The sequence below is a fragment of the Corallococcus sp. M7 genome (assembly GCF_054512695.1).
In genome coordinates, this window is the sequence record NZ_CM137252.1 from 184,195 (window position 1) to 205,508 (window position 21,314).

Below are 21,314 nucleotides of genomic sequence, written 5' to 3' on the forward strand. Positions count from 1 at the left end.
GCCACGGCCGTCATGACTGCCTGGTCAGGGGCCCTGAAGGAACGGCAGGGGCACGGAGCCATCGGGTGGCTCGAAGGACCGGCCGACTTCTGACGTAGGAACCAGGATGCCGGGCCCTGCATCCGTCGGCGCCAGCGATTCATCCGGCTCGCCATCCCGAAGGCGGCGGAGGATCCGGCCATCGCTGCCGACCGCGTACTGCGCGCCCGAATGCAGCGCGGGGACGGTCAGGCCGCAGGCCCGGGGATCCTCATCGATCCGGATGAAGAGGATGCCTTGCCGCTGAATGACCCTGTACCGGTGTGACTCGCGCCGGTCGACGCACGGAGTGTTGGCATCTTGTGGGCCCAGGAAGTCAGCGGCGGCGACTTCGAGCGCGCGCAGGACACTGCCGCTCAACTCGACCATTCCGCCATCCGCGCCTGCTTCCACGGCGGGCTGCTCGAAGAAGCGGGGAAACTCGATGGACGCGTCGTTCGTCCAGGCATCACGCGTTGGCGTGGACGACCGCAGGCAGCCCGCCAGGAGCAACGCTGCGGGAAGCAAGATGCGCTTTGTCGCCATGAGCCCTCTTCGTGAATGCGCCGACTCCGCGCCTAATGGCGGTCGACCCGGTAGTGCTGCGCGTCGATCCACTTCACGCTGCCAATGGACTTGTGGCGCCATTGATTCCGCTCCTGGGTCCACTTCGACAGGTCACCGGTGGTGGGCGTGTACTGGAAGAAGCCATCGCAGGTGGGATTCGCGGGGTCGCTCGATGCCGAGAAGAAGGCCACGAGAGACAGCCGCAGCATCCCCGCTTTCGTCTTCACCTCCCAGCCATGCTCCAGTCCCATGGCGACGATGTAGCGGATGTCCTGCTCCGTGAGCTCGCCTTCGTAGGGATGCGTGTGGAGCAGATACACGTAACCCAGGCTCTCGGGAGGATAGCGGGCGTCGTCCACCTTGGGCGGCAGGCGGCAGCTCCGTTTGCCACGCGAGTCCTGGATCGTCGTCACGGACATCATGCTCATCTCGAATCGCTCGTCGGGCGTGTAGTAGACCCATGCGCAGTACTCCTGCGACAGGTCCCACCTGAGCCGGAAGTTCACGTCCGACTTTCGTCCCGCCGTGGCATGCGGCTGCTTCAGCATCATCGAGCAGGCGGAGATGAGCGCATCCGAGTACGTGTCGAAGGGCCCGAAACCTGGCATCGGGCCTGGGATGTGCTCGGGAATGTCGCGCGCGTTGATCCGCACGACCCCGGGTGTCGCTGAGGGCTGGGCGCAGGCCAGCGCGAGGAGCAGCGGCGATACGCCCAGAACCCTCGCCCAGGCTCCCATCCCTACTGCACCGGCAACATGCCCAGCCGCTGCTTCGCGAACTTGTTCTGCGGATCAAACCGGAGCGCCTCCTCCAGCCGCTCGCGGCCCTTCGCCGGGTTGCCCTGCACCACGTAGAGGTCCGCCAGCCGCACCAGCACGTCCGCGTTGTAGGGCTGCAGGTCCAGCGCCTGTTCGAACTCGCGCGTCGCCGTGGTCACGTCCCTGCGGCGCATGGCCAGTTGCCCCAGCATCACGTGCGGCTGCACCAGCCCGCGCGTCTCCGGCTCCGTCGCCAGCGCCTGCAACGCGGGCATCGCGCGCGGGTCTCCGAACGCCGCCAGCGTCAGCGCCGCGCCCTGCCGCACCCACAGCGAGCCGTCCTTGAGCAGCGCCGCCAGGTCCTCCGTGGCCTCGCGCGCGTTCGCCGCGCCCAGCCCGTCGATGATGTCCGAGCGCAGCGTGGGGTCCGTCGTTCCCTTCAGCGCCGCCCGCAACGCCGGCACCGCGTCGTGCTTGAACCGGCGCGCCAGGAACTTCGCCGCCGCGCCCCTGAGCGTGCCCGCCTCCGACGTGTCCGCGAGCACTGCCTCCAGCGCCCCACGGCTCTGGGCCGCCGTCTTCTCGTCGAACGCGTCCGCCAGCCGCAGCCGCCGCGCCTGCCGCGCCTCCGCCTTCGGCCACCACTTCACCAGCGACGCCTGCATCGCGTCCGGCGTCTGCTTCGCGTGACAGCTGTTGCACGCGTTGGGGATGTCGTGGCGCGCCGTGTTCTGGGGCGCCGGCACGTCCAGCGCGTGGTCCGCGAAGTGGTCCAACACGCCCGACACCACCGGCGGCATGTGGCACGCCAGGCAGTCCTGCGCCGCCGCGGCCTTGTGGTGCGTGTGCTGCTCGCCCTGCGCCACCACCTCCTGATGACAGCCCTGGCACGTGGACGCGTTCACCGACGTGCGCGCCGCCACCGGCTTCTGCTTGCGCACCTCGTTGGGCGCGTTCGCGTCGTGCGGCGCCGTGTGGCACGTCAGGCACGTGGCCCCGCCCTTCATGTGGCACTGGGACTGGATGAGCGCCTGGTACTCGAAGCTGGAGGTGCTGGGACGGCCGTCCGCGAAGAAGTCCCCGGAGCGCTCGTTGCCCACCAGCAGCACCATGGGCTGATAGCTCGCGTCGTAGCGCTGGCCGGGCAGGAAGTGGTGCTTCGCGTCCAGCATGGGGAACAGCGTGCGGCGCGGCCCGTGGCACTGCGCGCACACCGCGAAGCCCTCCTCCTTCGACAGCTTCGCCGGCTGGATGATGTCCGCCGGCAGCTGCGACTCCGCGTGCAGGCCGCCGGGCCCGTGGCAGGACTCGCACGCGACGCCCGCGTCCGCGAACTTCGTCTCCCACTGGTGGCTCGCCCGGTCATAGCGCGCGTCCAGCCCCGTCACGTGGCAGTCCAGGCACGCGTGCTGCGCGCTGCGGCGGAAGTTCGTCCAGAAGAACGGGTGGTCCGGCGACAGCGCCCCCTGCTTCTTCTCCGAGTAGTCCACCCACTCGCCCTTGCCCGTGACGTGGAAGTACACCGGCATCACCTGCCAGCGGCCGTCCGGCAACAGCGTGATGGGGTCCTGCATCCGCTTGCCGCCCACCACCCACTGCACCGGCCACTCGCCCAGGTTCCCGTCCGCGCCCTTGGTGCGCATCAGGTACTGGCTCCCGTCGCGGCGCATCCACGCCTCGCTGGACTCGCCCTTGAAGTGCGTGCCCGCCGTGAACGTGCCCACCACGTACGGCTTCGCCGCCGGCGACAGCGCCCGCGCGTGCCAGTCGTGCTTCCAGCCCGTGTGCTGCTCCTCGTGGCAGTCCGCGCACACCTGCGAGCCCACGAAGTGATTCGGCTTCGAGGGCGGCGCCTCCACCGTCTTCACCGGCACGGGCGCGGCCACACTGCCCGCGTCCACGGGCGCCGCGGGAGCCTGCGTCACGGGCGGGGACGCGGCGGGCGTGGGCGCCGAGGGGCGCAGGAAGAAGAACAGGCCCGCCGCGAGAACCACCACCGCGAGGGCGACAAGGACAGGGCGAGAGGAGCGCATCCGGAAGGTACCCAAGTCCATGCTCCTCCCAAGCGCCGGGCGGCACAAGCGGCGCTCCGCGCAAGCCCGTCTCCTCCAGTGGACAACGACCTCCCAGGGAGGGCTGCGGTCCTGGCGAGCCATGGATTAGGGTCTCCCTGTAAGCGAAGGGAGGCCGTGCCCATGCCCATGCGGTCCGTGAATGGAACCCGGCTGTACTACGAGGACACCGGCGGCTCCGGAGACGTGGTCCTCTTCAGCCACGGGCTCCTCTGGAGCACCCGGCTGTTCGACCCGCAGGTGGAGGCCCTGCGCGGCCGCTTCCGCTGCATCTCGTACGACCACCGGGGTCAGGGCCAGAGCGACGTGCCCCCGGAGAAGGTCATCGACATGGAGACGGTGTACGCGGACGCGGTGGCGCTCATCGAGTCGCTGGGCGTGGCCCCCGTCCACTTCGTGGGCCTGTCCATGGGCGGCTTCGTGGGCCTGCGGCTCGCGGCGCGCCGGCCGGACCTGGTGCGCTCGCTGGTGCTCCTGGAGACGTCCACCGACCCGGAGCCCACCGCCAACGTGCCGCGTTACACCGCGCTCAACCTCATCGCGCGTTACGTGGGCCTGGGCCCCGTCACCGCGCCGGTGATGCGCATCATGTTCGGCACGTCGTTCCTCACCGACCCGGGCCGGGCGGAGGAGCGGGCGTTGTGGCGCACGCGCCTGAAGAACAACCGCCGCGACATCTACCGCGCCGTCAACGGCGTCATCCAGCGCAAGGGCATCCCGGAGGAGCTGCCGCGCATCCGCACGCCCACGCTCGTCATCGTGGGGGAGGAGGACCGCGCGACGGTGCCCGCGAAGGCGGAGCGCATCCACTCGCTCATCCCGGGCTCGAAGCTGGTGCGCCTGTCGCGCGGAGGCCACTCCTCCACCGTGGAGGAGCCGGCGCTCGTGAACGCGGAGCTCGCTCCCTTCCTCACCCAGCACGCGTCCAACCAGGCCGCGCAAGTGGGCTGACGCGCCGTTAACCCACACCCAGGAGGGTTTCCCCATGCCAGTCGCGAAGTGGAATGGCGTCGTGCTCGCGAAGAGCGACACCTACGAGACCGTGGAGGGCAACGTCTACTTCCCGCCGGACAGCCTGGCGCGCGAGCACTTCAAGCCCAGCGCCACGCACACCACCTGCCCCTGGAAGGGCGAGGCCAGCTACTACTCCGTGGAGGTGGACGGGAAGACGAACGCCGACGCGGCCTGGTACTACCCGGAGCCCAAGCCGGCCGCGTCCAACATCCAGGGCTACGTGGCCTTCTGGAAGGGCGTGACGGTGGAGCGCTGACGTCAGCGGCCGATGAGGTACTTGCCCCAGCGCAGGCTGTTGCGCAGTTGGGTGACGATGAAGGCGGGCACCCACTGGAGCAGGTTCGCCTCCGGCTGCACGTCGTAGCCGTTCCACAGGTCGTCGGCGATGCGGTTGGCGTCCAGCGTCGTGGGGTAGGGCGCGGGCATGCCGCCGAAGCACTCCCCTTGCGAGAAGAAGAGGTCCCACAGCGTGGCGGCCTCCGCGTGGTCGTCCGCGATGAGGCGCGTGTCCACGCCCAGCAGCGAGCCCAGCAGTTTCCAGAAGAAGTACCAGCGCTGCTCGTTGTACTCGTAGCCCTTGTCCACCCACGCCTGCGCGACGACGTACGCGAACGTCAGCAGCGTGAACGCGACCCCGCTCTGGTTGTAGCAATGCTGCCGCCCCGTATTGAGGGACCGGTAGTGGCCGAGCGCGGAGTTGTGCATCTGCGCCAGCAGCAGCGTGGTGGACAGGGTGCGCGTGCTGTAGAGGCTGCCCCAGCCCATGTTCATGTTGCCGTAGAGGATGCGCAGCATGATCTGCGCCGTCTCGATGACCCGGCGGGACACGATGGTCTTGAGCTTGCTGTGGGGGCGCTGCTCGAACAGCGACGACACGTCCTTGTGGTAGTACGTGGCCCGGAAGGACACGCCCGCCAGCTGGTTCACGGACGCGCCCTGGAAGAAGACGTAGAAGGCCTCGTCGCGCGCGGCCTCGAAGTCTCGCAGGAACTGCGCGGAAGACCCCACGCCCGTCACCGCCTGCGTGGCCACCGAGTGCGCCGGCCCGTAGAGCACCTTCGCGATGCGGTGGTCGCTGTACGTGTTGCCCCAGTAGCCCTCGATGGCGGAGAAGGCCTTCAGCGCGGGCCGCCACGCGGTGCCGTTCACGCCGGGCGTCTCGCGGATGTGCTTCTTCCAGTGCTGCCGCAGGTCCTCCATGAACTGCGGCTCCGCCGCGCTCATGATGCCGTACAGGCTGTTGGCCGCGTTGAGCGGGTCGCCCAGGATGGCGGTCAGGTTCTGACCACGGAAGGTGAAGGGCATGGGCGCGGGCTCTCCAGCGGACGGCGTTCCCGGCCCAGTCTAGAGAACTGTTGAACCTGTAACAAACCGTCCGCCCTGGAAAACCCGGCACGTAGGGGATGTGACGGGGCGGGGTGGACCGGACTTTCAGCGCGGACGCGAGCGGCGATGCTGGGGCTTTTCGCGAGGCGTGGCCCTCGCGTGGAGGAGCGGAGCCTTGGCGACGGTGTCCCTGCAGGACGTGCGCAAGGTGTACCGGGGTGGGGTGGCGGCGGTGAAGGGCGTGACGCTGGACATCGCGGACGGCGAGTTCGTGTCGCTGGTGGGCCCTTCCGGCTGCGGCAAGTCCACGACGTTGAACCTCATCGCCGGGCTGGAGGAGCTGTCCGGCGGCGAGCTGCGCATCGACGGGCAGCTGGTGAACGACCTGTCGCCGCGCGAGCGCGACATCGCGATGGTGTTCCAGAGCTACGCGCTCTACCCGCACCTGGACGTGGCGGGGAACCTGGCGTTCCCGCTGAAGGTGGCGGGAATGGACGCGAAGGACGTCGACGCGCGCGTGCGCGAGGTGTCCGGCGTGCTGGGACTGGAGGCACTCCTGTCGCGCCGGCCGAAGGAGCTATCGGGCGGGCAGCGGCAACGTGTGGCGCTGGGGCGCGCGCTGGTGCGCAGGCCCAAGGTGTTCCTCTTCGACGAGCCCCTGTCCAACCTAGACGCGGCGCTGCGCACGCAGATGCGCGGTGAAATCAAGAAGCTGCACGAACAACTGAAGGCCACGTTCATCTACGTCACGCACGACCAGGCGGAGGCGATGACGCTGTCGGACCGCGTGGTGGTGATGAGCCAGGGCGAGGTGCAGCAGGTGGCCCCACCGCGCGAGCTGTACGACGCACCGGCGAACCTCTTCGTGGCGGGCTTCTTCGGCTCGCCGCGCATCAACCTGGTGAAGCCCCAGACGCTCGGCCTGTCCGACGGGGACTCGGTGCTGGGCCTGAGGCCGGAGCACCTCCAGGTGGGGCAGGGCGCCCGTCCGGACGACGCGCGCGAGGGGCGCGTGTACCTGGTGGAGCCCATGGGCGCGGAGGTCTGGGTGACGGTGGAGACGGGCGGCGAGCGCATGGTGGCGCGGGCGCCCGGCGACTTCCACGCCGCGAGCGGAGACACGGTGTGGCTGCGCCACGACGCGCGCTACCTGCGCCGGTTCGACGCGAAGACGGGGCGCGCGGTGTGAGTCAGGGGCGGAGCCGCACGCAGCTCGCGCACGGTGACGCCCTGCTCGTCGATGACCTGGAGCGCGCCGTCCAACGTCTCCACGCGGGCCTGCCCGTTGTAGAAGGGCTCCACGTTGGCGAAGCGCAGGGGGTAGAGCGCGTCTCCCGCGGCGTCGACGTGATGCCAGCCGCCTGCGTCCCGCGCACGCGCGAAGCCCTTGTGGAAGACATCCAGGTCCAGGAACCGGCGCGCGTTCAAGGGGCGCCCCTGCTTGTCGATGTGCAGGTGGAGGCCCGAGGCCTCCTGCACCACCGCGTAGCCGTCCCGGAAGTCCCCCGCGTAGGCGTACCGCTCGTCGTAGATCGGCTCGCCCTGGCCCTGGATGTGGAAGTACCGGCCGTCCTTCGCCCGGACCGGGCAGCGCCCGTCCTGGAAGTTGCCGCACCACGCGTGGCGCTCCGACGTGAGCTCCTGCCCATCCACGCGCAGGTGGAACGCACCCTCCGCATCCACCACGGCCGCGAGCCCCTCATAGAACCCGAACGTCCGGATGAAGCGTCGGGAAGACAGCGCGTTGCCTCGCAGGTCGATGTGGAACGCGCCCGATGCGTCCCTCACGGCCGCGAGCCCTGGCTCGTGAAAGGAGAGGACCTCGATGAAGCGCGCGGCATAGAGCGGCTTGCCGTCCAGGAGATGATGGGTCCTGTCGGGCGCGACTCGCGTATTGGACCCGGGATTCAAGCGGACTCCTTCACCGGCTGACGCATGTTGCAGCCACGGCACAGGGGATGGTCCTGGTACGTGGTCAGCAGCCGTTGATAGGCCGGGCCCGTCCACACCTCCTGGATGCCCACCTCGTTCAGGTTGCCCAGATTCCCGAGCGTCCTGCGTTCCTTGTCGGGAGCGCAGCAGGGGTCGAAGCGGCCCACGGCGCTCACCCAGGCCTCCTTCCCCAGGAAGGGACAGCGCGCCCCGGGCGCGAGATCCGTGACGGCCTCCGCTCCCAGGGGATGGATGTTCTCCAGCAGCACCTTGCTCCCATCCGGCCGGCGGCACTCCTCCGCGACGGCATGGGCCTGCCGCGCGGCCTCGTTCCAACGCTGGATGGCGGAGGCGTCGCGCCTCATGGACAGGGGCTGGATGGCGGCGAAGTGGGCCCAGAGGTGATGCCCCTTCACCCGGTCCACGCCCATTCCGGCCGCGAGCCGCACGATGTCCGCCAGCTCCCCCACGTTCGACTCCAGGAAGGTGAGCTGGAGCGTGACCCGGCAGCGATGGCCTCCCTCGCGGGCATGCGCATCCCGCTCGGCCAGGAACTGGCGGAGGTTCTCCAGGACCTGCTCCCAGCGCGTCCCGGGCATCACCGCTTCATGGGTCTGCTTCGTGGCCCCGTTCCACGACACCTTCACGTCGGAGGTGATGGGGACCAGCCGGCGCGCCCATGCGCGGGCTCCTCGCCTGGGAAACGTCCCGTTGGTGGTGAGGTTCAGCCACACCCCGTGCGCCATGCACAGGTCGATGATGTCGTCGAAGTGGGGATAGAGCAGCGGCTCGCCCATGGTGGACGGAATCACCTCCCGCAGGGGCGTGCCGTCGCTGTCCTCCATGACCCTGCGCAGCAGCTCAAGGGGCATGCGCCGCTTCGGCTGGCCCGCCTCCCTGCGCAGCCGCTGGGTGTCGCTGTGGGGCGAGTGGTCCTCGCACATGATGCAGTGCAGGTTGCAGTCGTCGGGGTTGGTGTCGAAGGTGATGCGCCAGGGGCCGGGCCGGGTGGGGGCACGACGGGCACGGTGCTCCCGGATGGCGCGTGCATACAGGGCCTCCACGGCCTCCACGTGGGCCTGCATCCCCTGCACGTCGCCCCCTTCTCCAAAGAGGTGCCCGCGACCGCCCAGTCGCACCGCGAGGTCCGGCGCATCCACGAGTCGTTGCATGGCCCGGGCAAGCGACCCGGGGTCGCGGTGGGTGAAGAGCAGGCCGTTGTCTCCATCGTGGACGTACTCGCGCATCCCTCCCGCGTCCGCGGTGATGACAGGCACCCGCGCCTGGAGCGCCTCGTGGATGACCAGCGGAGAGTTCTCCACCCAGATGGAGGGCACGACGATGGCGTCTACGTGGTTGAAGACCTCCCGCACGATGTCCGCGTTGCGGTACTCGGGAAGCCACTCCACGCGCGTGCTGGCATCTCCCGGGAGGCTTCGGGCCAGGGCCTTGAGCGTCTCCGTGTGTTCGCCGCGAGGCCGTCCCCATATTTTCAGCCGCGCCTTGCCGCGCACCTGCCCGAAGGCCTGGAGGAGGTGGTGGATGCCCTTGGCCGGGATGTGGGTGCCGATGTAGCCGAAGACGACGTCGGGCTCGGGCGTTCGCTGCCGGTGGCGCAGGCGCTCCAGGTCGAAGCCGTAGTCCAGATACACCGCCTTGCTGGCGGGCAGCCCGAAGTCCCGCTGGAATCGCTCCAGCAGGTAGCGCGAGGGCGCGATGAAGAGGTCCACGTGCTCCATCATCCGGCGCACATGCGCCATCCGGTCGTGCACCCACTGACTCCAGTGCGCGACGTCCTGCTCCCGTGTTTCGGGAGCTCCAGAGAAGTAGCGCGCGTAGCAGCGCTCCGCGCACTTCCGGTCCTCCTGGCCCGAGCACGCGGACCAGGGCTCGCTCCCGGGAGCCGGATGCGTCTGCATGAACTGCCCCCGGGGACACATGAGCCAGTAGTCGTGCAGCGTGAAGACGATGGGGATGCCGCGGGCCGCGCCCACCTCCAGCAGGGACGTGGACAGGTGGTTCAGATGGCCCACGTGGATGACGTGGGGACGGAAGCCGTCCAGCACCTCCGCGAAGCGTTGATCCACCTCCTCGTGCCGGTAGCGGTCACGGCTGTTGGGGAGGTTGACCAGGTGGAGCAGGACACGCGGGTCATCTGGATCCCGCTCCTGCGTCAGCTCGTAGTCCGGGAGGAACGGGTCCTCGCGGCGGGTGAAGACCTGGACCTCGTGACGGTTCGACAGGCCTTGTGAAAGTGCCTGGGTATACACCTCCGAGCCCGCGTTGAAGCGCATGGGGTAGCCATGGATGACCTGAAGGACTCGCAGGAGTGGGGGCTGCTTCGAAGACCTGCTCATGGCAACTCCAGTGATGGATTTGCCGGCGGTGCATCGGGGTCATGCCGGATTCAACGGCCGACAAGGCCTCCGTCCAGACGGACGGCCACGGACCCCCGTGGAGCTTCCTGGCCAGGTCGGGTTGCTGCGGGACTGCATGTAAAGCCTGTGCGGACGGAATGTGAATGGCAATCCGGCGCGTGGAGCGCTGATGAGGGATTGGGCGGGGAGGTTGTCAGGCGTAGACCTGTTCGCTCTCCACCACGGGTTCCAGCCGGCGCTGGAGGGCGGCGAGCCGTTCGTAGCGCTGGTGCAGCGCTTCCTTGTGCTCGCGTTGATCCGCCCGGGCGATTTCAGCCAGCAGCGTTTGCAGCGAGGAATCCACGGCGTCCTTCAGTACGCGCGATTCGTCGTTCGACAGTTCCAGCAGCATGGGGGTCTCCTTGAGGCAACGTTAGGCACCGCGTGACGGGGCCGCGCGCAGGGCAGGCACACAGGCGTGGAAGAAGGCGGCCCGAGGGCCCACCGGGCTGCCTGCCACCTCGCGCACGGCGGCGGGAGCGACCCCACTCTTGGTGAGGACCCCATGAGCGCGAGGAGCGACGCGATGATTCACGCGGGAGAGGTTCGCGAGGGCATGTCGGTGCGCACCGCCGACGGACAGCAACTGGGCCGGGTGGCCGGCGTGGGCGACACGCACTTCGAACTGGAGCAGGGATTGGTGCCCATTCCCCGGCGCGACTACCTGGTCGAGTACAGCGACGTGGAGGCCGTGAGCGGGGATGAGGTCCTGCTCAAGCCGGCGGACCATCCGCAGCTCACGCTGGAGGAGGACGACGACGGCGGAGCCCTGCCGCCGCGCCACAGCGAGGGCCTGGAAGCGGAGCCCACGAACGACCCCGTGGGTCCCCCGCGGCACTGATGTGGAAGGGCCCTGCGCTGCCTCCGGGAGTTCGGGATTTCCAACCCGGAGGGCAGGGCAAGGCCCTGGAATCACAGGGCCTTGCGGTGGCTGGGGTGTCAGACCGGCGCGTTAAACGGACCCCTCGACCAGACGTCCCGGTGGGGCCATGCGACGGTTTTCGACTTCTTGCGTCACGATGATGTGGTTGGGAGTGGTGTTCGCGTGCGGCCCCGCGCCGCGAGCGGATGCGGGGGGCGTGGAGGCGCCGGTGCCGGGCGTGTTGTCCACGCCGAGGCGGCTGTTGCCGTACATCGCGTTGGAAGACGGGCGGGTGCTGGCGGCCGGAGGGCATGACGGCAACCGCACGCTGGGCAGCAGTGAGGTCTTCGATCCGGACACGGGGCGTTGGAGGTCCACGGGGGCGCTGCGCACGGCGCGGCGCAACCACGCGGCGGTGCGGCTTGCGGATGGCCGCGTGCTGGTGGTGGGCGGCTCCAACGGCGTGACGGTGGGTGCGCTGGCGAGCGCGGAGCTGTACGCGCCGGACACGGGGGCGTGGACGCAGACGGCGCCCATGAGCGATGCGCGCAACGACCCGGCGGTGGTGGTGTTGCCGGACGGGCGCGTGCTGGTGGCGGGAGGCACGGACGTGGATCTGCGGCCGGTGCGTTCAGCGGAGCTGTTCGACCCGGTGACGGGGACGTGGAGCGCGGCGGAGGCGCCCGCCTACGCGCGGGGCGGCGCGGGGACGGCGGTGGTGCTGCGCACGGGCAAGGTGCTCTTCGCGAGCGGCCTGCAGTCGGAGCTGTACGACCCGGTGACGGGCCACTGGGAGAAGGCGGGGGCGGTGGGCGGCGCGGCGGGGACGCACCGGCTGGGGCACACGGTGACGCTGCTCCCGGACGGGCGCGTGTTGGTGGTGGGCGGCACCACGACGCAGGCGGCGCGGACGGCGGAGGTGTACGTGCCGGAGCGAAACGACTGGGAGCTGGTGGAGGCGCCAGCGGTGCCGCGCGAGCACCACGCCGCGCTGCTGACGGCGGAGGGCGCGGTGCTGGTGGTGGGCGGCGAGCACTCCTCCAGAGGCACGCTGGACTCCGCGGAGCGCTTCGACCCGGCGAAGGGCCTCTGGACGCAGGCGCCCACGCTGCATGAGCCGCGAGGCGAAGCCGGAGCCCTGTGGCTGCGCCGGGGCACGGTGCTGGTGGTGGGCGGAGTGAACGAACTGGGCACCCTGGCCACGAGCGAGGAATACGTCCCCGCCCCCGCCGTGGCCCAGGTCGCGCCAGGAGAGTAGGGAAGGAGCCCGGCACCAAAGGGTGATGTTGATTCGAGAAGCATGGCAGCCGCGGCTCTGCTGATCTTCCATCCATGAACCCTGGCCCTCCGCAGCACGCGTCCATCAGCGACCCCGTGGCCGACGACTACTGGTCCTTCGAGGATGACCATGGCCGCCAGCATGTCTCCCGCGTCACCCTGGGGCGGCCCGCGCCCATCCCGCGGGATGCGAATGGGGACTGGTATTGCCCGCTGATCATCGGCCATGCGGTGCCCATTACCGTCAGCATGGTGGGCGTCGGCCCCGTGGATGCCCTGCTCAACGCCGCGCGGTTCGTCCGCGAGCACTTCCACGAGCTGCGCAAGGTCAGCCCCCGCGCTTCGCCCCCAGGCTCCACGAATTCGAAGTGAAGCCGGGACAGTGTGTCTGGCTTTTCCTTGAATGACTGACAACGGCGGTTCCTGGAGCCCTTTTGCTCCGCGCGGCGCGTCTGGGCGCGTGACAGACTGCGCGCCCATGCGCTCCTGGAAACACCTGCTCGTCGTCCCGCTCGTCTGTTCCTCCGCCTGCGCCACCGCGCCCGCCGCTCCCTCGAAGCCCGAGGCCCCGGCCGCCGCCGCTCCGGCCGCTCCCGCTGCTGTCGCCGCTCCCGTGGCTCCCGCCGCGCCCGTGCGCCCCTTCGGCACGCTGCGCGAACAGGCCGCCCGCCAGCAGGCGTGGCTCAAGGAGCGGCTGGAGACCGGCGTGCCCCAGCTCATGCGCAAGTACGGCGTGCGCATGTGGGTCGTCCCCATGCGCGAGTACAACGAGGACCCCGTCTTCAAGGCGCTCGTCGCCCCCACCACCTTCGCCGCCCGCCGCCGCACCATCTACGTCTTCTTCGACCGTGGCGCGGACAAGGGCGTGGAGCGGCTGGCGCTGGGCGGCAGCACCCAGGGCGGCCTCTATGAGGCCCGCCGCGCCCCCATGATGGTGGACCGCGGCGGCTCGCAGCGCGCCGCGGAGCTCCTGGGCCCCGAACAGTGGCAGCTCCTCAAGCAGGTCGTGGAGGAGCGCAAGCCGGACTCCATCGCCATCAACGTGTCCCCCGCCATCGCCTTCGCGGACGGCCTCACCCACGGCGAATACGAAGGCATGACCCAGGCCCTGGGCCCCACCTGGACCAAGCGCCTCAAGCCCGCCGGCGGCCTGCCCCTGGACGTGCTCGGCTGGCGCGGCGCCGACGAGGTCCGCTTCTACGAGGACCTCACGAAGTACGCCTGGAACCTCATCCAGACCGCCTTCTCCAACGCCGTCATCACCCCCGGCACCACCACCACCCAGGACGTGGAGTGGTGGATGCGCCAGCGCCTGGCCGACGAAGGCCTGGACACCTGGTTCCAGCCGGACGTGGACGTGCAGCGCCAGGGCGCCACCGAGGAACAGGTGGGCGACAACCCCGTCATCCAGCGCGGCGACGTGCTCCACTGCGACTTCGGCGTCACCGCGCTGCGCCTCAACACCGACACCCAGCACATGGGCTACGTGCTGCGCGATGGAGAGACGGACGCCCCGGAAGGGCTCAAGGCCGCGCTCAAGGCGTCCAACCGGCTCCAGGACATCGTCACCGGTGAAATCAAGCCGGGCCGCACCGGCAACGAAGTCCTGCGCGCCTCGCTCGCGCGCATGAAGTCCGAAGGCATCAACGGCACCGTGTACTCACACCCCATTGGCCTGCACGGCCACGGCGCCGGCCCCATGATTGGCATGTGGGACCGCCAGGAGGGCGTGCCCGGCAACGGCGAGCACAAGGTGATGCCCGACTCCTGGTTCTCCATCGAGTTGCAGGCGACGAGCCCCGTGCCGGAGTGGAACCAGCAGCCCGTGCGCTCCGCCCAGGAGGAGGACGTCGTCGTGGACTCGCAGGGCGCCGTGCACTGGGCCTTCCAGCGCCAGACGACCTTCCACCTGGTGCGCTGAAGGGACTACTTCGCCACGCCGGTCATGGACTTGAGCAGCGTCACCAGCGCCTGCTTCTCCTCGCTGCTCAGGTCCAGCTTGACGATGGTCTCCGTGCGCACGCCCACGAAGGTGCCGTCCGGGTCGCCGCCCTCGTTGTAGAAGTCGACCACGTCCTCCAGGGTCTTCTCCGCGCCGGTGTGCATGTACGGCGCGGAGAGCGCCACGTTGCGCAGGGTGGGCGTGCGGAACGCGCCCTCCACCTCCGTGGGCTTGCTCTGCGCCTGCGCCTTCAGCGTGGACAACCGCGCCGCGTCGATGCCGGACGGCGCGTCGCTGTAGGCGCCCGCGGCGTTGAACGGCCAGGACACCAGCGCGTCCACCGCGTCCGCCTGCCCGCGCCGCCCCGCGCCCGAGTCCTTCAGCCCCAGGTTGTGGAACTTGTCGTCCGACAGCGAGCGGCCCTTGTGGCACACCACGCACTGGCCCTTGCGCACGAACGTCTTCAGGCCCAGGTACGCCGGGTCCTTCTCCTGCGTGCCCGCCTCCACCGCCGCCAGGAAGCGCCGCACGTCCGCGTCGAAGGGCGCGTCGGTGCGGTTGAGCGTGCGCTGGTACGCCGCCAGCACCTTGCCCACGTTCGCCATCAGCCGGTCCGGATCCGACTCGTCCGCGGGCGCCTTGCCGAACAGCTGCGCGTACGCCGCCGTGTACGTGGGCTCCGCGGACAGCCGCGTGCGCACCACCGTCGCGTCCGAGTCCATCTCGATGGGGTTCGTCAGCGGCAGCACCGCCTGCGACCAGAGCCGGTCCGCCCGCCCGTCCCACATGAACCAGCGGCTGTAGCCCACGTTCAACAGGCTGGGCGGGTTGCGCTCGGACTGGTGGCCTCCGCAGCCCTCCGCCGTCGCCGTCTCCACCGTGTAGGACTCACCCGCGTGGCAGCTCTTGCAGGACACCGTCCCGCAGCGCGACAGCCCCGGGTCCTCGAACAGCCGCTGCCCCAGCGCCGCCGCGTCCGCGTTGTCCGCCCACTTGTTGGTGGGGTCCGCCTCCGGCTTCACGCTCTGCGTGTGCAGGGCGCTCAGCTGGTCCAGCTCGTCTTCGGTCGGAAAGGGCACTTCGGATTCGCAACCCGCCCCCAGCAGGGCCAGGGCGAGCACGGCGGTACGCGGACGGAAGACGGTCATGGGCCGGAGCAGCTTCGCGCCCTTGTGTTCAGCAATCAATGGTCCCTGTCCCCCCGCCGGGCATGCGGCCATCCACGCACGAAGGCCGGGGACCCACCTGGGTGCGCCCGGCCTTCACGGCGTGAAGCACTTCAACAGGACTTCGGGAGCGCTACTCGCAGGCCAGCTTGAAGCTCACCACCGGCGCCGCGAACTTGGCGATCTTCATCTTCGTGGGGCCCGGGGTGACCGTGGGCGCCGCGCCGTTGGCGCACTTGAGGCCCGCGTCCACCATCAGCTCCACGTTCAGCTCCTTGTCCTCCGGCAGCGAGCCGACGGTGTAGCTGCAACGGTTGTTGCGGCTCTGCTTCACCTCGCCCCGGCCCAGGGCCACGGCGTCGCTCTCCGTCACCTTCACCCCGACCGACGTGCACGGATCACCCTGCAGGCCGCTCGCGGGGTACGCGATGCTGCCGGTGACCGTGGCGTTGCCCCCGCGACCCGCGGCCGCCGCGCCACTCGAAGAGGCGCAACCCGTGGCGGCAACGACGAGGGCGGCAACAGCAATTCGCAACATGGATATCCTCAATTCAAGAATGAGATGGTTTTCGCGCCGGTCTGGCCGCCTTCCCGGCGGCCATCGGCGCGCGCCACGTACAATTCCGGCGCGCATTCATTCCACGCAGCAGCGCATTCTCGATTTCGTCACGCGGAGCATTTTTTCGTACTCCAACAGCCACGCTCCGCGTCCGTGATGCGCTGCTTACGGTTCCCATGAATTGAGAAGCGAGATGCGTCACGGCAGCCGCTGCAGGGCGTCCTTCGCGTGCACCAGCCCGCGGCCGAACACGGGGTCCCGGCCCGCGGTGCCCAGGTCGCGCGCGGAGTCCTCCAGGGCGTCGCGCACCTGCTGGGGCGTGAGCTCCGGCCGGGCGCTCCAGAGCAGCGCGGCCACGCCGCTCACGTAGGGCGCGGCCATGGAGGTGCCGGAGACGTGGGTGTAGTCCACGGGCACCAGGGACAGCCGCGCGTCCGCGCCCAGCCGCTCGCGCAGCATGGTGCTGGCGGCCTGGTTGATGCTGACGGCGGGAGCCCAGCGGCCGATGCGGGGCAGGGAGAGGATGTCCACCGCGCCGCCCGCCGGGCCGTCGTCGGAGCCGAAGACGACGGCGCGCGCGCCCTGCATCATCACGTTGGCCATGGCCTCGGACACCGGCACCGCGCCCGGCCGCACGTAGGCGACGAAGCCGTCACAGGTGGCCTCGAAGCACGACGCCAGCGAATCCCCCAGGCCGCAGTCCACCAGCCGCCCCGCGGTGTCGCCCGTGGGCGAGTACAGGAGCGAGCGCGACATGGGGGACGTGCCGTCCAGGGACATCTCCGCGAAGGCGCCCATGCCCCGGGGGAAGGTGGACAGCACGTCCACGCCCGGCGCCACCAGCGCGAGCTCCGGGCCCGCGTTGGAGAAGCCCGCGCGCCGCTCGTTCGCGTCCACCGCGCCCACCGCGAGCACGGACGGGTCGGACGCGGGGTACAGCACCGGGCCGCCCTGGTTGCCCGCGGCCGCCACCACCAGCAGGCCGTGCTCCTCCAGCGCGCGGAACGCCTCCACCGTGCTGCGGGTGGCGTTGCCTCCGCCCAGGGACAGCGACACGACGCGCGCGCCCTGGGACTCGCACCACTCCATGGCGGAGAGGACCACGCTCATCTGCGTCTGCCCGGACAGGTCCAGCACGCGGGCGATGAGCAGCGACGCGTTGGGCGCCACGCCCACCATGCCGCCCGGCGTTCCCCGGGGACCGGTGTCGGCGCCGTGGCCCATGCGCGCCGCGATGATGCCCGCCACGTGCGTGCCGTGGCCCTGGCCCCACTGGCCCTGGGGGCCGCGGTCATTGGCGTCGTCGTCTTCATCCAGGAAGTCGTGGCTGCCCACCACCGCGCCCTGGAACTCCGGGTGGTCCATGTCCAGCCCGCTGTCGATGACGCACACCCGCACGCCCTCGCCCGTGGGCGCCCCCACGTCCAGCACGCCGTCCCGGTCCGTGTCCCACACGTCCGGGGTCTGCACCAGGCGCAGGCCTTCCGTGTACTCGTCCTCCGGCGTGGGCGTGGCGGCCGTCACCTGGCGCGGCAGCGGCGCGAGCAGTCCGGGCGTCACGCCCTGGGCGAACCAGATCTGGTCCACCTCGATGCTCTCCACCAGGCTGCTGCGCTCCAGCATGAGCCGCTCCTCGGGCGTCACGCGCGCGGCCACCGCGGGGATGTTGCGGTAGACGGCGCCCACCTTCGCGCCGGTGCTCGCCGTGAAGCTGGCGCCCGACGCCGTGACGCTCGAGGCCTGGGTGCGGTCGCCCCGGCGGAAGCGGATGATGACCGGCTCGCGCCCATCCGCCTGCACCCGGGAGGGCTGGTTTGAATCCAGTCCCTGACGGGCCGTCATTCCTCCGGCGACGACACCCGGGCACACCTGCCCCTGTGCGGCGGTGCGCGAGGACGACTCCGGCGCACACGCGGCCAGCGCCAGCAACCCGACGAATGCCCAATGCCTCATGATGCGACTCCTTCCAAGCAGGACGCCCCTCCAGAGGGCGGTCCCCCCACATGGCGGAGGACCGGGAGGTGCCCGCCCCCCTCACAGAGGAAGGAAGCGGCGTGCTTCGATGAGGGAACGCATCGCCGCGCGGACTCGCATCGTCCCCAGGCCCCAGGTGCATCCCGGACGTGCGGGGGTGCACAACAGACCTGTTGTCCGTCGGAACACAGGGTCGGGAATTCCGTTATCCCCGGGACTTTCTCTTTTTCGCGCCAGGGGTGTCCGAAGGCTGGCAAGGAGGGGTGGCGCGAGGTGCGCGGCTTGATTCCATGGGGGAGTCCATGCTGCGCTCCGGAGCCGAAGCCATGAGCACCGCACCCACAGAGTCCCCCCGTTTCTTCGGGCGCTACGAGCTCGTCCACCTCCTGGGCCAGGGCGGCATGGGAGAGGTGTACCTGGCGAAGCTGTCCGGGGCGGCGGGCTTCGAAAAGCCCTGCATCGTGAAGACCATCCTGCCGGGGCTGGTGAAGGACCGGCAGTTCCTGGACCGGTTCCACCACGAGGCCAAGGTGCTGGTGCACCTGGTCCACTCCTCCATCGCCCAGGTGTACGACATGGGCGAGGCGGACGGCACCTACTACATGGCCCTGGAGTACGTGGCGGGCGTGGACCTGGGGTACCTGCTGGAGCAGGCCCGGGTGCAGGGGCGGGCGGTGCCGGCGCCGGTGGCGCTCTACATCGGTCAGCGCATGGCGGAAGGCCTGGGGTACGCGCACCGCAAGACGGGCACGGACGGCGAGCCGCTGGGCATCGTCCACCGCGACGTGTCCCCGCACAACGTGATGGTGTCGTACGAGGGCGAGGTGAAGGTCATCGACTTCGGCCTCGCGAAGTCCACCGCGCGCAGCAAGTACACGCTGCCGTCCACGGTGATGGGGAAGCTGGGCTACATGTCCCCGGAGCAGGTCCGCGCGGAGCCGCTGGACCACCGCAGCGACATCTACTCCTGCGCGGTGGTGGTGTGGGAGATGCTGGCGGGCCGTGGGCTGGTTCCCCACGGCACCGTGGGCGAGATGATGGCGGCGATGTCGCACCCGGTGGTGCCGCCGCTGACGGAGTTCCGTCCGGACGTGGAGCCGTCGCTGGAGGCCGTGCTGCGCCGCGCGCTGGCGCCGTCTCCGGCGGACCGGTACGCGCGGGCGGATGAGTTCGCGCGGGCGCTCAACGCGGAGCTCCTGCGCTCGGGGAATCCCATCGGGGCGGAGGAGGTGGGCGAGTTCGTGCGCGCGCTCTGCCCGGAGGCCTTCGCGGAGCAGCGCAAGCTGACGTCCAGCGTGCACGGGGAGCGGCGCACGCCGTCGCCCGCGCCCCGGAGCGGTTCGGGCACGGGGCTGTATGGCGGATCCGGAAGCGGTGCGACCCCGGGCGCGGCGGCCTCTCCGGAGGAGGCCGGGAACAGGCCCAACACCGGGCGCATCGACGTGGGGGACCCGGCGCTCGGGCCGGGGGGCACGTTCGTGTCCCATCCCTCGGGCTCCGGTGGTGTGCCGGGCACGCCGGGCTCCGGTGGCGTGGCCCTGCCCACGCCGGGCGCTGCCTCGCCCGGCTCAGGCGGTGTGGCGCGGAGCACGTCGGGATCCGGTGGCGTGGCGCGGAGCACCGACGAGGTGGACGCCGCCGCGCTGGGCGCGACGGCGGTGCACCTGTCGCCCGCGCCGCCCAAGGGCGCCGTGGTGGCGGGCACGTCCGGACAGCTGCCTGCGCAGCCCGAGCCCCGCAGGCCGGTGGCGCGGATCGCCGTGGCGGCGCTGCTGCTGGTGGGCGCCTCCGTGGGCATCACCGCCTACGTGCTGCGCCCGCGCACGCCCGAGCAGCGCCTGATGCCCCGGCCACTCCCGCCGTCCGAGCCGGTGGTGGCCGCCGCGCCCCCGAAGGTGGAGGAGCCGCCTCCCGCGGCGGTGACGCCTCCCGAGGAGCCCCCTCCCGAGGCGGCGGTGGACGCGGGCGTGGTGGCGGGCGCGGGGGAGCCGGAGGTGAAGCCGGTGACGAAGCCCGTCCCCGGACCGAAGCGGCCCGCGCAGCCCCAGGTCGAGCTGGTGCCCGCGCATCTGCCCGTGGCGAAGATCGGCGTAACGGGCGGCGGCCAGCGCGTGGTGAACGCGTCGGTGCCGTCCGGCATCAACGCGGGCACGGTGTTCAAGGTGGTGGGCCCGCCGCAGAAGGGGACCCGCAAGCGTCCGGTGCTGGGGACCGCGACCGTGGAGTTCATCAACCCGAACCGCGAGCGCATGACCCTGCGGCTGGACGCGGACGCGGACGCGGCGAAGGAGCCGCGCTTCGTGCTGATGGCCATGCGCCCGTCGGGGCCGGCGCTGCCCACGTCCGCCTCCGTGCCCGAGGTCCCGCAGGCCGCGCCGCCCGAGGAGAAGCCCGTGGAGCGCTCACGCCTCCTGGGACAGGCGGAGATCGACGGCATCCTGGGGACCGGCTTCAACAGCACCCTCTATGTGATCAGCTCCGACACCCGGACCTGGCACAACTGCGCCATCGTCCTGAACGGACGCAAGGAAGCGCGGATGGCGCGGCTGGAGCCCTACCAGACACACAAGGTCCCGGTGGAGATGCCCAAGTACTTCCGGGTGAACAACAAGGCGCCCGCGGTGGGAGAGAAGGCCGTGTGGGTGAGCTGCGACGAGGGCGAGGACATCTTCGCGCTGCGCAAGCGCTGAGGCACGAGGACGCGAGCCCAAGCCGGCTCGCGTGACGCCTCAGGGCTTGAGCCGCGTGGCGGCCACGGGGCACTCGTTGCGCAGGAACTCGGAGACCTCCGAGTCTCCGCCGTTCGCGTTGCGCACCGCGCGGGACAGGGACGTGCGGCATTGCCAGGTGACCTCGCGTGTTCCGTGGCAGCAGTGCCACCCGGTCAGCGTGCGGTCCAGGTACTGGAGCATCTCGTCGCGCGTGGGCGTGACGATGCTCCACACCGCTCCCACCAGCAGCACCAGCCCCACCAGCGGCAGCGGCAGGCGCCGCGCCCAGCCCCGAAGTCCGCCCGGAATCACGGCCGCGTGCACGCCCAGCTGCGCATCCAGCGGCCGGCGTTGCAGGACCACCTGCAGCAGCAGCTCCACCGGCGCGGTGAGCGCGCGCAGGAGCCCCGCGCCCAGGCCCGGCACCTGTCCTTCCGCTCGCTCCAGCTTGAGCCCCAGCGCGTGACGGCCCGGGGTGAGCCCCGTCAGCCCGCCCACGCAGGACAGCACCACCCAGGCGGCCCCCATGGCGAACCCCAGCAGCGCCGGCGTGGACACCCACTCCGCCGCGCGCACCGCCCCCCAACCCACGAGCGCCGCGCCCGTGAGGTCCAATGCATCCGCCACCCAGAGCCGGTTCTGGAACCGGGCCTCGGTGGGCGGAGTGTCCATGGAGAACAACGTCCCGTCGCTCATCAGCCTCTCTCGTGTACGAGCG

At 70.5% G+C, this 21,314-nt stretch carries 19 protein-coding genes; 8 read left to right on the plus strand and 11 right to left on the minus strand.

Annotated elements, in window-relative coordinates; translation table 11 throughout:
* Window positions 1-24 precede the first annotated feature (24 nt).
* The 3 genes from ACX114_RS00785 to ACX114_RS00795 form a co-directional block, all read right to left on the minus strand.
* Entirely contained in the window at window positions 25-564 is a 540-nt protein-coding gene (locus tag ACX114_RS00785) for a hypothetical protein (protein WP_459293702.1), read from the minus strand.
* Window positions 565-596: 32 nt separating this feature from the next.
* Window positions 597-1,193 carry a hypothetical protein gene (locus tag ACX114_RS00790; RefSeq protein ID WP_459293704.1) on the minus strand — a complete coding sequence of 199 codons (597 nt, stop codon included), beginning with the start codon at window positions 1,191-1,193 and terminating at the stop codon, window positions 597-599.
* Between the two features lie 131 nt (window positions 1,194-1,324).
* Window positions 1,325-3,376, minus strand: coding sequence for a HEAT repeat domain-containing protein (locus tag ACX114_RS00795; protein WP_459293706.1), 2,052 nt, complete (start codon window positions 3,374-3,376; stop codon window positions 1,325-1,327).
* 162 nt (window positions 3,377-3,538) lie between these two features.
* On the opposite strand from ACX114_RS00795, the gene ACX114_RS00800 reads away from it, so the two are divergent.
* Both ACX114_RS00800 and ACX114_RS00805 read left to right on the plus strand, forming a co-directional pair.
* On the plus strand, window positions 3,539-4,366 hold the full coding sequence (locus ACX114_RS00800; RefSeq protein WP_459293708.1) for an alpha/beta fold hydrolase: 828 nt from the start codon (window positions 3,539-3,541) through the stop codon (window positions 4,364-4,366).
* Between the two features lie 34 nt (window positions 4,367-4,400).
* Window positions 4,401-4,685, plus strand: coding sequence for a DUF427 domain-containing protein (locus tag ACX114_RS00805; RefSeq protein ID WP_459293710.1), 285 nt, complete (start codon window positions 4,401-4,403; stop codon window positions 4,683-4,685).
* A gap of 2 nt (window positions 4,686-4,687) precedes the next feature.
* Here ACX114_RS00805 and ACX114_RS00810 read toward each other — a convergent pair whose 3' ends face one another.
* On the minus strand, window positions 4,688-5,734 hold the full coding sequence (locus tag ACX114_RS00810; RefSeq protein ID WP_459293712.1) for an oxygenase MpaB family protein: 1,047 nt from the start codon (window positions 5,732-5,734) through the stop codon (window positions 4,688-4,690).
* A gap of 196 nt (window positions 5,735-5,930) precedes the next feature.
* Between ACX114_RS00810 and ACX114_RS00815 the strand changes: the two genes are divergently transcribed.
* Window positions 5,931-6,944 carry an ABC transporter ATP-binding protein gene (locus tag ACX114_RS00815; RefSeq protein WP_459293714.1) on the plus strand — a complete coding sequence of 338 codons (1,014 nt, stop codon included), beginning with the start codon at window positions 5,931-5,933 and terminating at the stop codon, window positions 6,942-6,944.
* Here ACX114_RS00815 and ACX114_RS00820 read toward each other — a convergent pair.
* The 3 genes from ACX114_RS00820 to ACX114_RS00830 all read right to left on the minus strand — a co-directional run bounded on the left by ACX114_RS00820 (window position 6,902) and on the right by ACX114_RS00830 (window position 10,456).
* Window positions 6,902-7,666 (minus strand): WG repeat-containing protein, encoded by a 765-nt coding sequence (locus tag ACX114_RS00820; protein ID WP_459293716.1) that lies wholly within the window; start codon window positions 7,664-7,666, stop codon window positions 6,902-6,904. The genes ACX114_RS00815 and ACX114_RS00820 overlap by 43 nt on opposite strands.
* Window positions 7,663-10,044, minus strand: a complete 2,382-nt coding sequence (locus ACX114_RS00825; protein ID WP_459293718.1) for a glycosyltransferase — start codon at window positions 10,042-10,044, stop codon at window positions 7,663-7,665. Before ACX114_RS00825 ends, ACX114_RS00820 begins: the two co-directional genes overlap by 4 nt.
* A gap of 214 nt (window positions 10,045-10,258) precedes the next feature.
* Complete coding sequence (locus tag ACX114_RS00830) at window positions 10,259-10,456, minus strand: hypothetical protein (RefSeq protein ID WP_459293720.1); 198 nt, start codon at window positions 10,454-10,456, stop codon at window positions 10,259-10,261.
* Between the two features lie 153 nt (window positions 10,457-10,609).
* Here ACX114_RS00830 and ACX114_RS00835 point away from each other — a divergent pair, with 153 nt between their 5' ends.
* The 4 genes from ACX114_RS00835 to ACX114_RS00850 all read left to right on the plus strand — a co-directional run bounded on the left by ACX114_RS00835 (window position 10,610) and on the right by ACX114_RS00850 (window position 14,165).
* Window positions 10,610-10,945: a DUF2171 domain-containing protein gene (locus ACX114_RS00835; RefSeq protein ID WP_459293722.1), complete on the plus strand. Its 336-nt coding sequence runs from the start codon at window positions 10,610-10,612 to the stop codon at window positions 10,943-10,945.
* A 178-nt stretch (window positions 10,946-11,123) separates the two neighbouring features.
* Window positions 11,124-12,224: a Kelch repeat-containing protein gene (locus ACX114_RS00840; RefSeq protein ID WP_459293724.1), complete on the plus strand. Its 1,101-nt coding sequence runs from the start codon at window positions 11,124-11,126 to the stop codon at window positions 12,222-12,224.
* A gap of 74 nt (window positions 12,225-12,298) precedes the next feature.
* Window positions 12,299-12,616 (plus strand): hypothetical protein, encoded by a 318-nt coding sequence (locus ACX114_RS00845; RefSeq protein WP_459293726.1) that lies wholly within the window; start codon window positions 12,299-12,301, stop codon window positions 12,614-12,616.
* Between the two features lie 106 nt (window positions 12,617-12,722).
* On the plus strand, window positions 12,723-14,165 hold the full coding sequence (locus ACX114_RS00850) for a M24 family metallopeptidase (RefSeq protein ID WP_459293728.1): 1,443 nt from the start codon (window positions 12,723-12,725) through the stop codon (window positions 14,163-14,165).
* Between the two features lie 5 nt (window positions 14,166-14,170).
* Here ACX114_RS00850 and ACX114_RS00855 read toward each other — a convergent pair whose 3' ends face one another.
* The 3 genes from ACX114_RS00855 to ACX114_RS00865 all read right to left on the minus strand — a co-directional run bounded on the left by ACX114_RS00855 (window position 14,171) and on the right by ACX114_RS00865 (window position 17,864).
* Window positions 14,171-15,334 carry a cytochrome-c peroxidase gene (locus tag ACX114_RS00855; RefSeq protein WP_459300026.1) on the minus strand — a complete coding sequence of 388 codons (1,164 nt, stop codon included), beginning with the start codon at window positions 15,332-15,334 and terminating at the stop codon, window positions 14,171-14,173.
* Between the two features lie 151 nt (window positions 15,335-15,485).
* A complete protein-coding gene (locus tag ACX114_RS00860) occupies window positions 15,486-15,890 on the minus strand; it encodes a hypothetical protein (protein WP_459293730.1) in 405 nt (134 codons plus the stop codon).
* Window positions 15,891-16,109: 219 nt separating this feature from the next.
* On the minus strand, window positions 16,110-17,864 hold the full coding sequence (locus tag ACX114_RS00865; RefSeq protein ID WP_459293732.1) for a S8 family serine peptidase: 1,755 nt from the start codon (window positions 17,862-17,864) through the stop codon (window positions 16,110-16,112).
* Window positions 17,865-18,211: 347 nt separating this feature from the next.
* Here ACX114_RS00865 and ACX114_RS00870 point away from each other — a divergent pair, with 347 nt between their 5' ends.
* Entirely contained in the window at window positions 18,212-20,575 is a 2,364-nt protein-coding gene (locus ACX114_RS00870) for a serine/threonine protein kinase (RefSeq protein ID WP_459293734.1), read from the plus strand.
* 39 nt (window positions 20,576-20,614) lie between these two features.
* Here ACX114_RS00870 and ACX114_RS00875 read toward each other — a convergent pair whose 3' ends face one another.
* Entirely contained in the window at window positions 20,615-21,292 is a 678-nt protein-coding gene (locus ACX114_RS00875; RefSeq protein WP_459293736.1) for an RDD family protein, read from the minus strand.
* Window positions 21,293-21,314: the final 22 nt, after the last annotated feature.

What these genes read in the sequence shown, in the direction of transcription:
- ACX114_RS00785 (WP_459293702.1), bottom strand. Translation starts at nt 564, where the DNA reads ATGGCGACAAAGCGCATCTTGCTTCCCGCAGCGTTGCTCCTGGCGGGC.
- ACX114_RS00790 (WP_459293704.1), bottom strand. Translation starts at nt 1,193, where the DNA reads ATGCCAGGTTTCGGGCCCTTCGACACGTACTCGGATGCGCTCATCTCC.
- ACX114_RS00795 (WP_459293706.1), bottom strand. Translation starts at nt 3,376, where the DNA reads ATGCGCTCCTCTCGCCCTGTCCTTGTCGCCCTCGCGGTGGTGGTTCTC.
- ACX114_RS00800 (WP_459293708.1), top strand. Translation starts at nt 3,539, where the DNA reads ATGCCCATGCGGTCCGTGAATGGAACCCGGCTGTACTACGAGGACACC.
- ACX114_RS00805 (WP_459293710.1), top strand. Translation starts at nt 4,401, where the DNA reads ATGCCAGTCGCGAAGTGGAATGGCGTCGTGCTCGCGAAGAGCGACACC.
- ACX114_RS00810 (WP_459293712.1), bottom strand. Translation starts at nt 5,734, where the DNA reads ATGCCCTTCACCTTCCGTGGTCAGAACCTGACCGCCATCCTGGGCGAC.
- ACX114_RS00825 (WP_459293718.1), bottom strand. Translation starts at nt 10,044, where the DNA reads ATGAGCAGGTCTTCGAAGCAGCCCCCACTCCTGCGAGTCCTTCAGGTC.
- ACX114_RS00830 (WP_459293720.1), bottom strand. Translation starts at nt 10,456, where the DNA reads ATGCTGCTGGAACTGTCGAACGACGAATCGCGCGTACTGAAGGACGCC.
- ACX114_RS00835 (WP_459293722.1), top strand. Translation starts at nt 10,610, where the DNA reads ATGAGCGCGAGGAGCGACGCGATGATTCACGCGGGAGAGGTTCGCGAG.
- ACX114_RS00840 (WP_459293724.1), top strand. Translation starts at nt 11,124, where the DNA reads ATGATGTGGTTGGGAGTGGTGTTCGCGTGCGGCCCCGCGCCGCGAGCG.
- ACX114_RS00845 (WP_459293726.1), top strand. Translation starts at nt 12,299, where the DNA reads ATGAACCCTGGCCCTCCGCAGCACGCGTCCATCAGCGACCCCGTGGCC.
- ACX114_RS00850 (WP_459293728.1), top strand. Translation starts at nt 12,723, where the DNA reads ATGCGCTCCTGGAAACACCTGCTCGTCGTCCCGCTCGTCTGTTCCTCC.
- ACX114_RS00855 (WP_459300026.1), bottom strand. Translation starts at nt 15,334, where the DNA reads ATGACCGTCTTCCGTCCGCGTACCGCCGTGCTCGCCCTGGCCCTGCTG.
- ACX114_RS00860 (WP_459293730.1), bottom strand. Translation starts at nt 15,890, where the DNA reads ATGTTGCGAATTGCTGTTGCCGCCCTCGTCGTTGCCGCCACGGGTTGC.
- ACX114_RS00865 (WP_459293732.1), bottom strand. Translation starts at nt 17,864, where the DNA reads ATGAGGCATTGGGCATTCGTCGGGTTGCTGGCGCTGGCCGCGTGTGCG.
- ACX114_RS00870 (WP_459293734.1), top strand. Translation starts at nt 18,212, where the DNA reads ATGAGCACCGCACCCACAGAGTCCCCCCGTTTCTTCGGGCGCTACGAG.
- ACX114_RS00875 (WP_459293736.1), bottom strand. Translation starts at nt 21,292, where the DNA reads ATGAGCGACGGGACGTTGTTCTCCATGGACACTCCGCCCACCGAGGCC.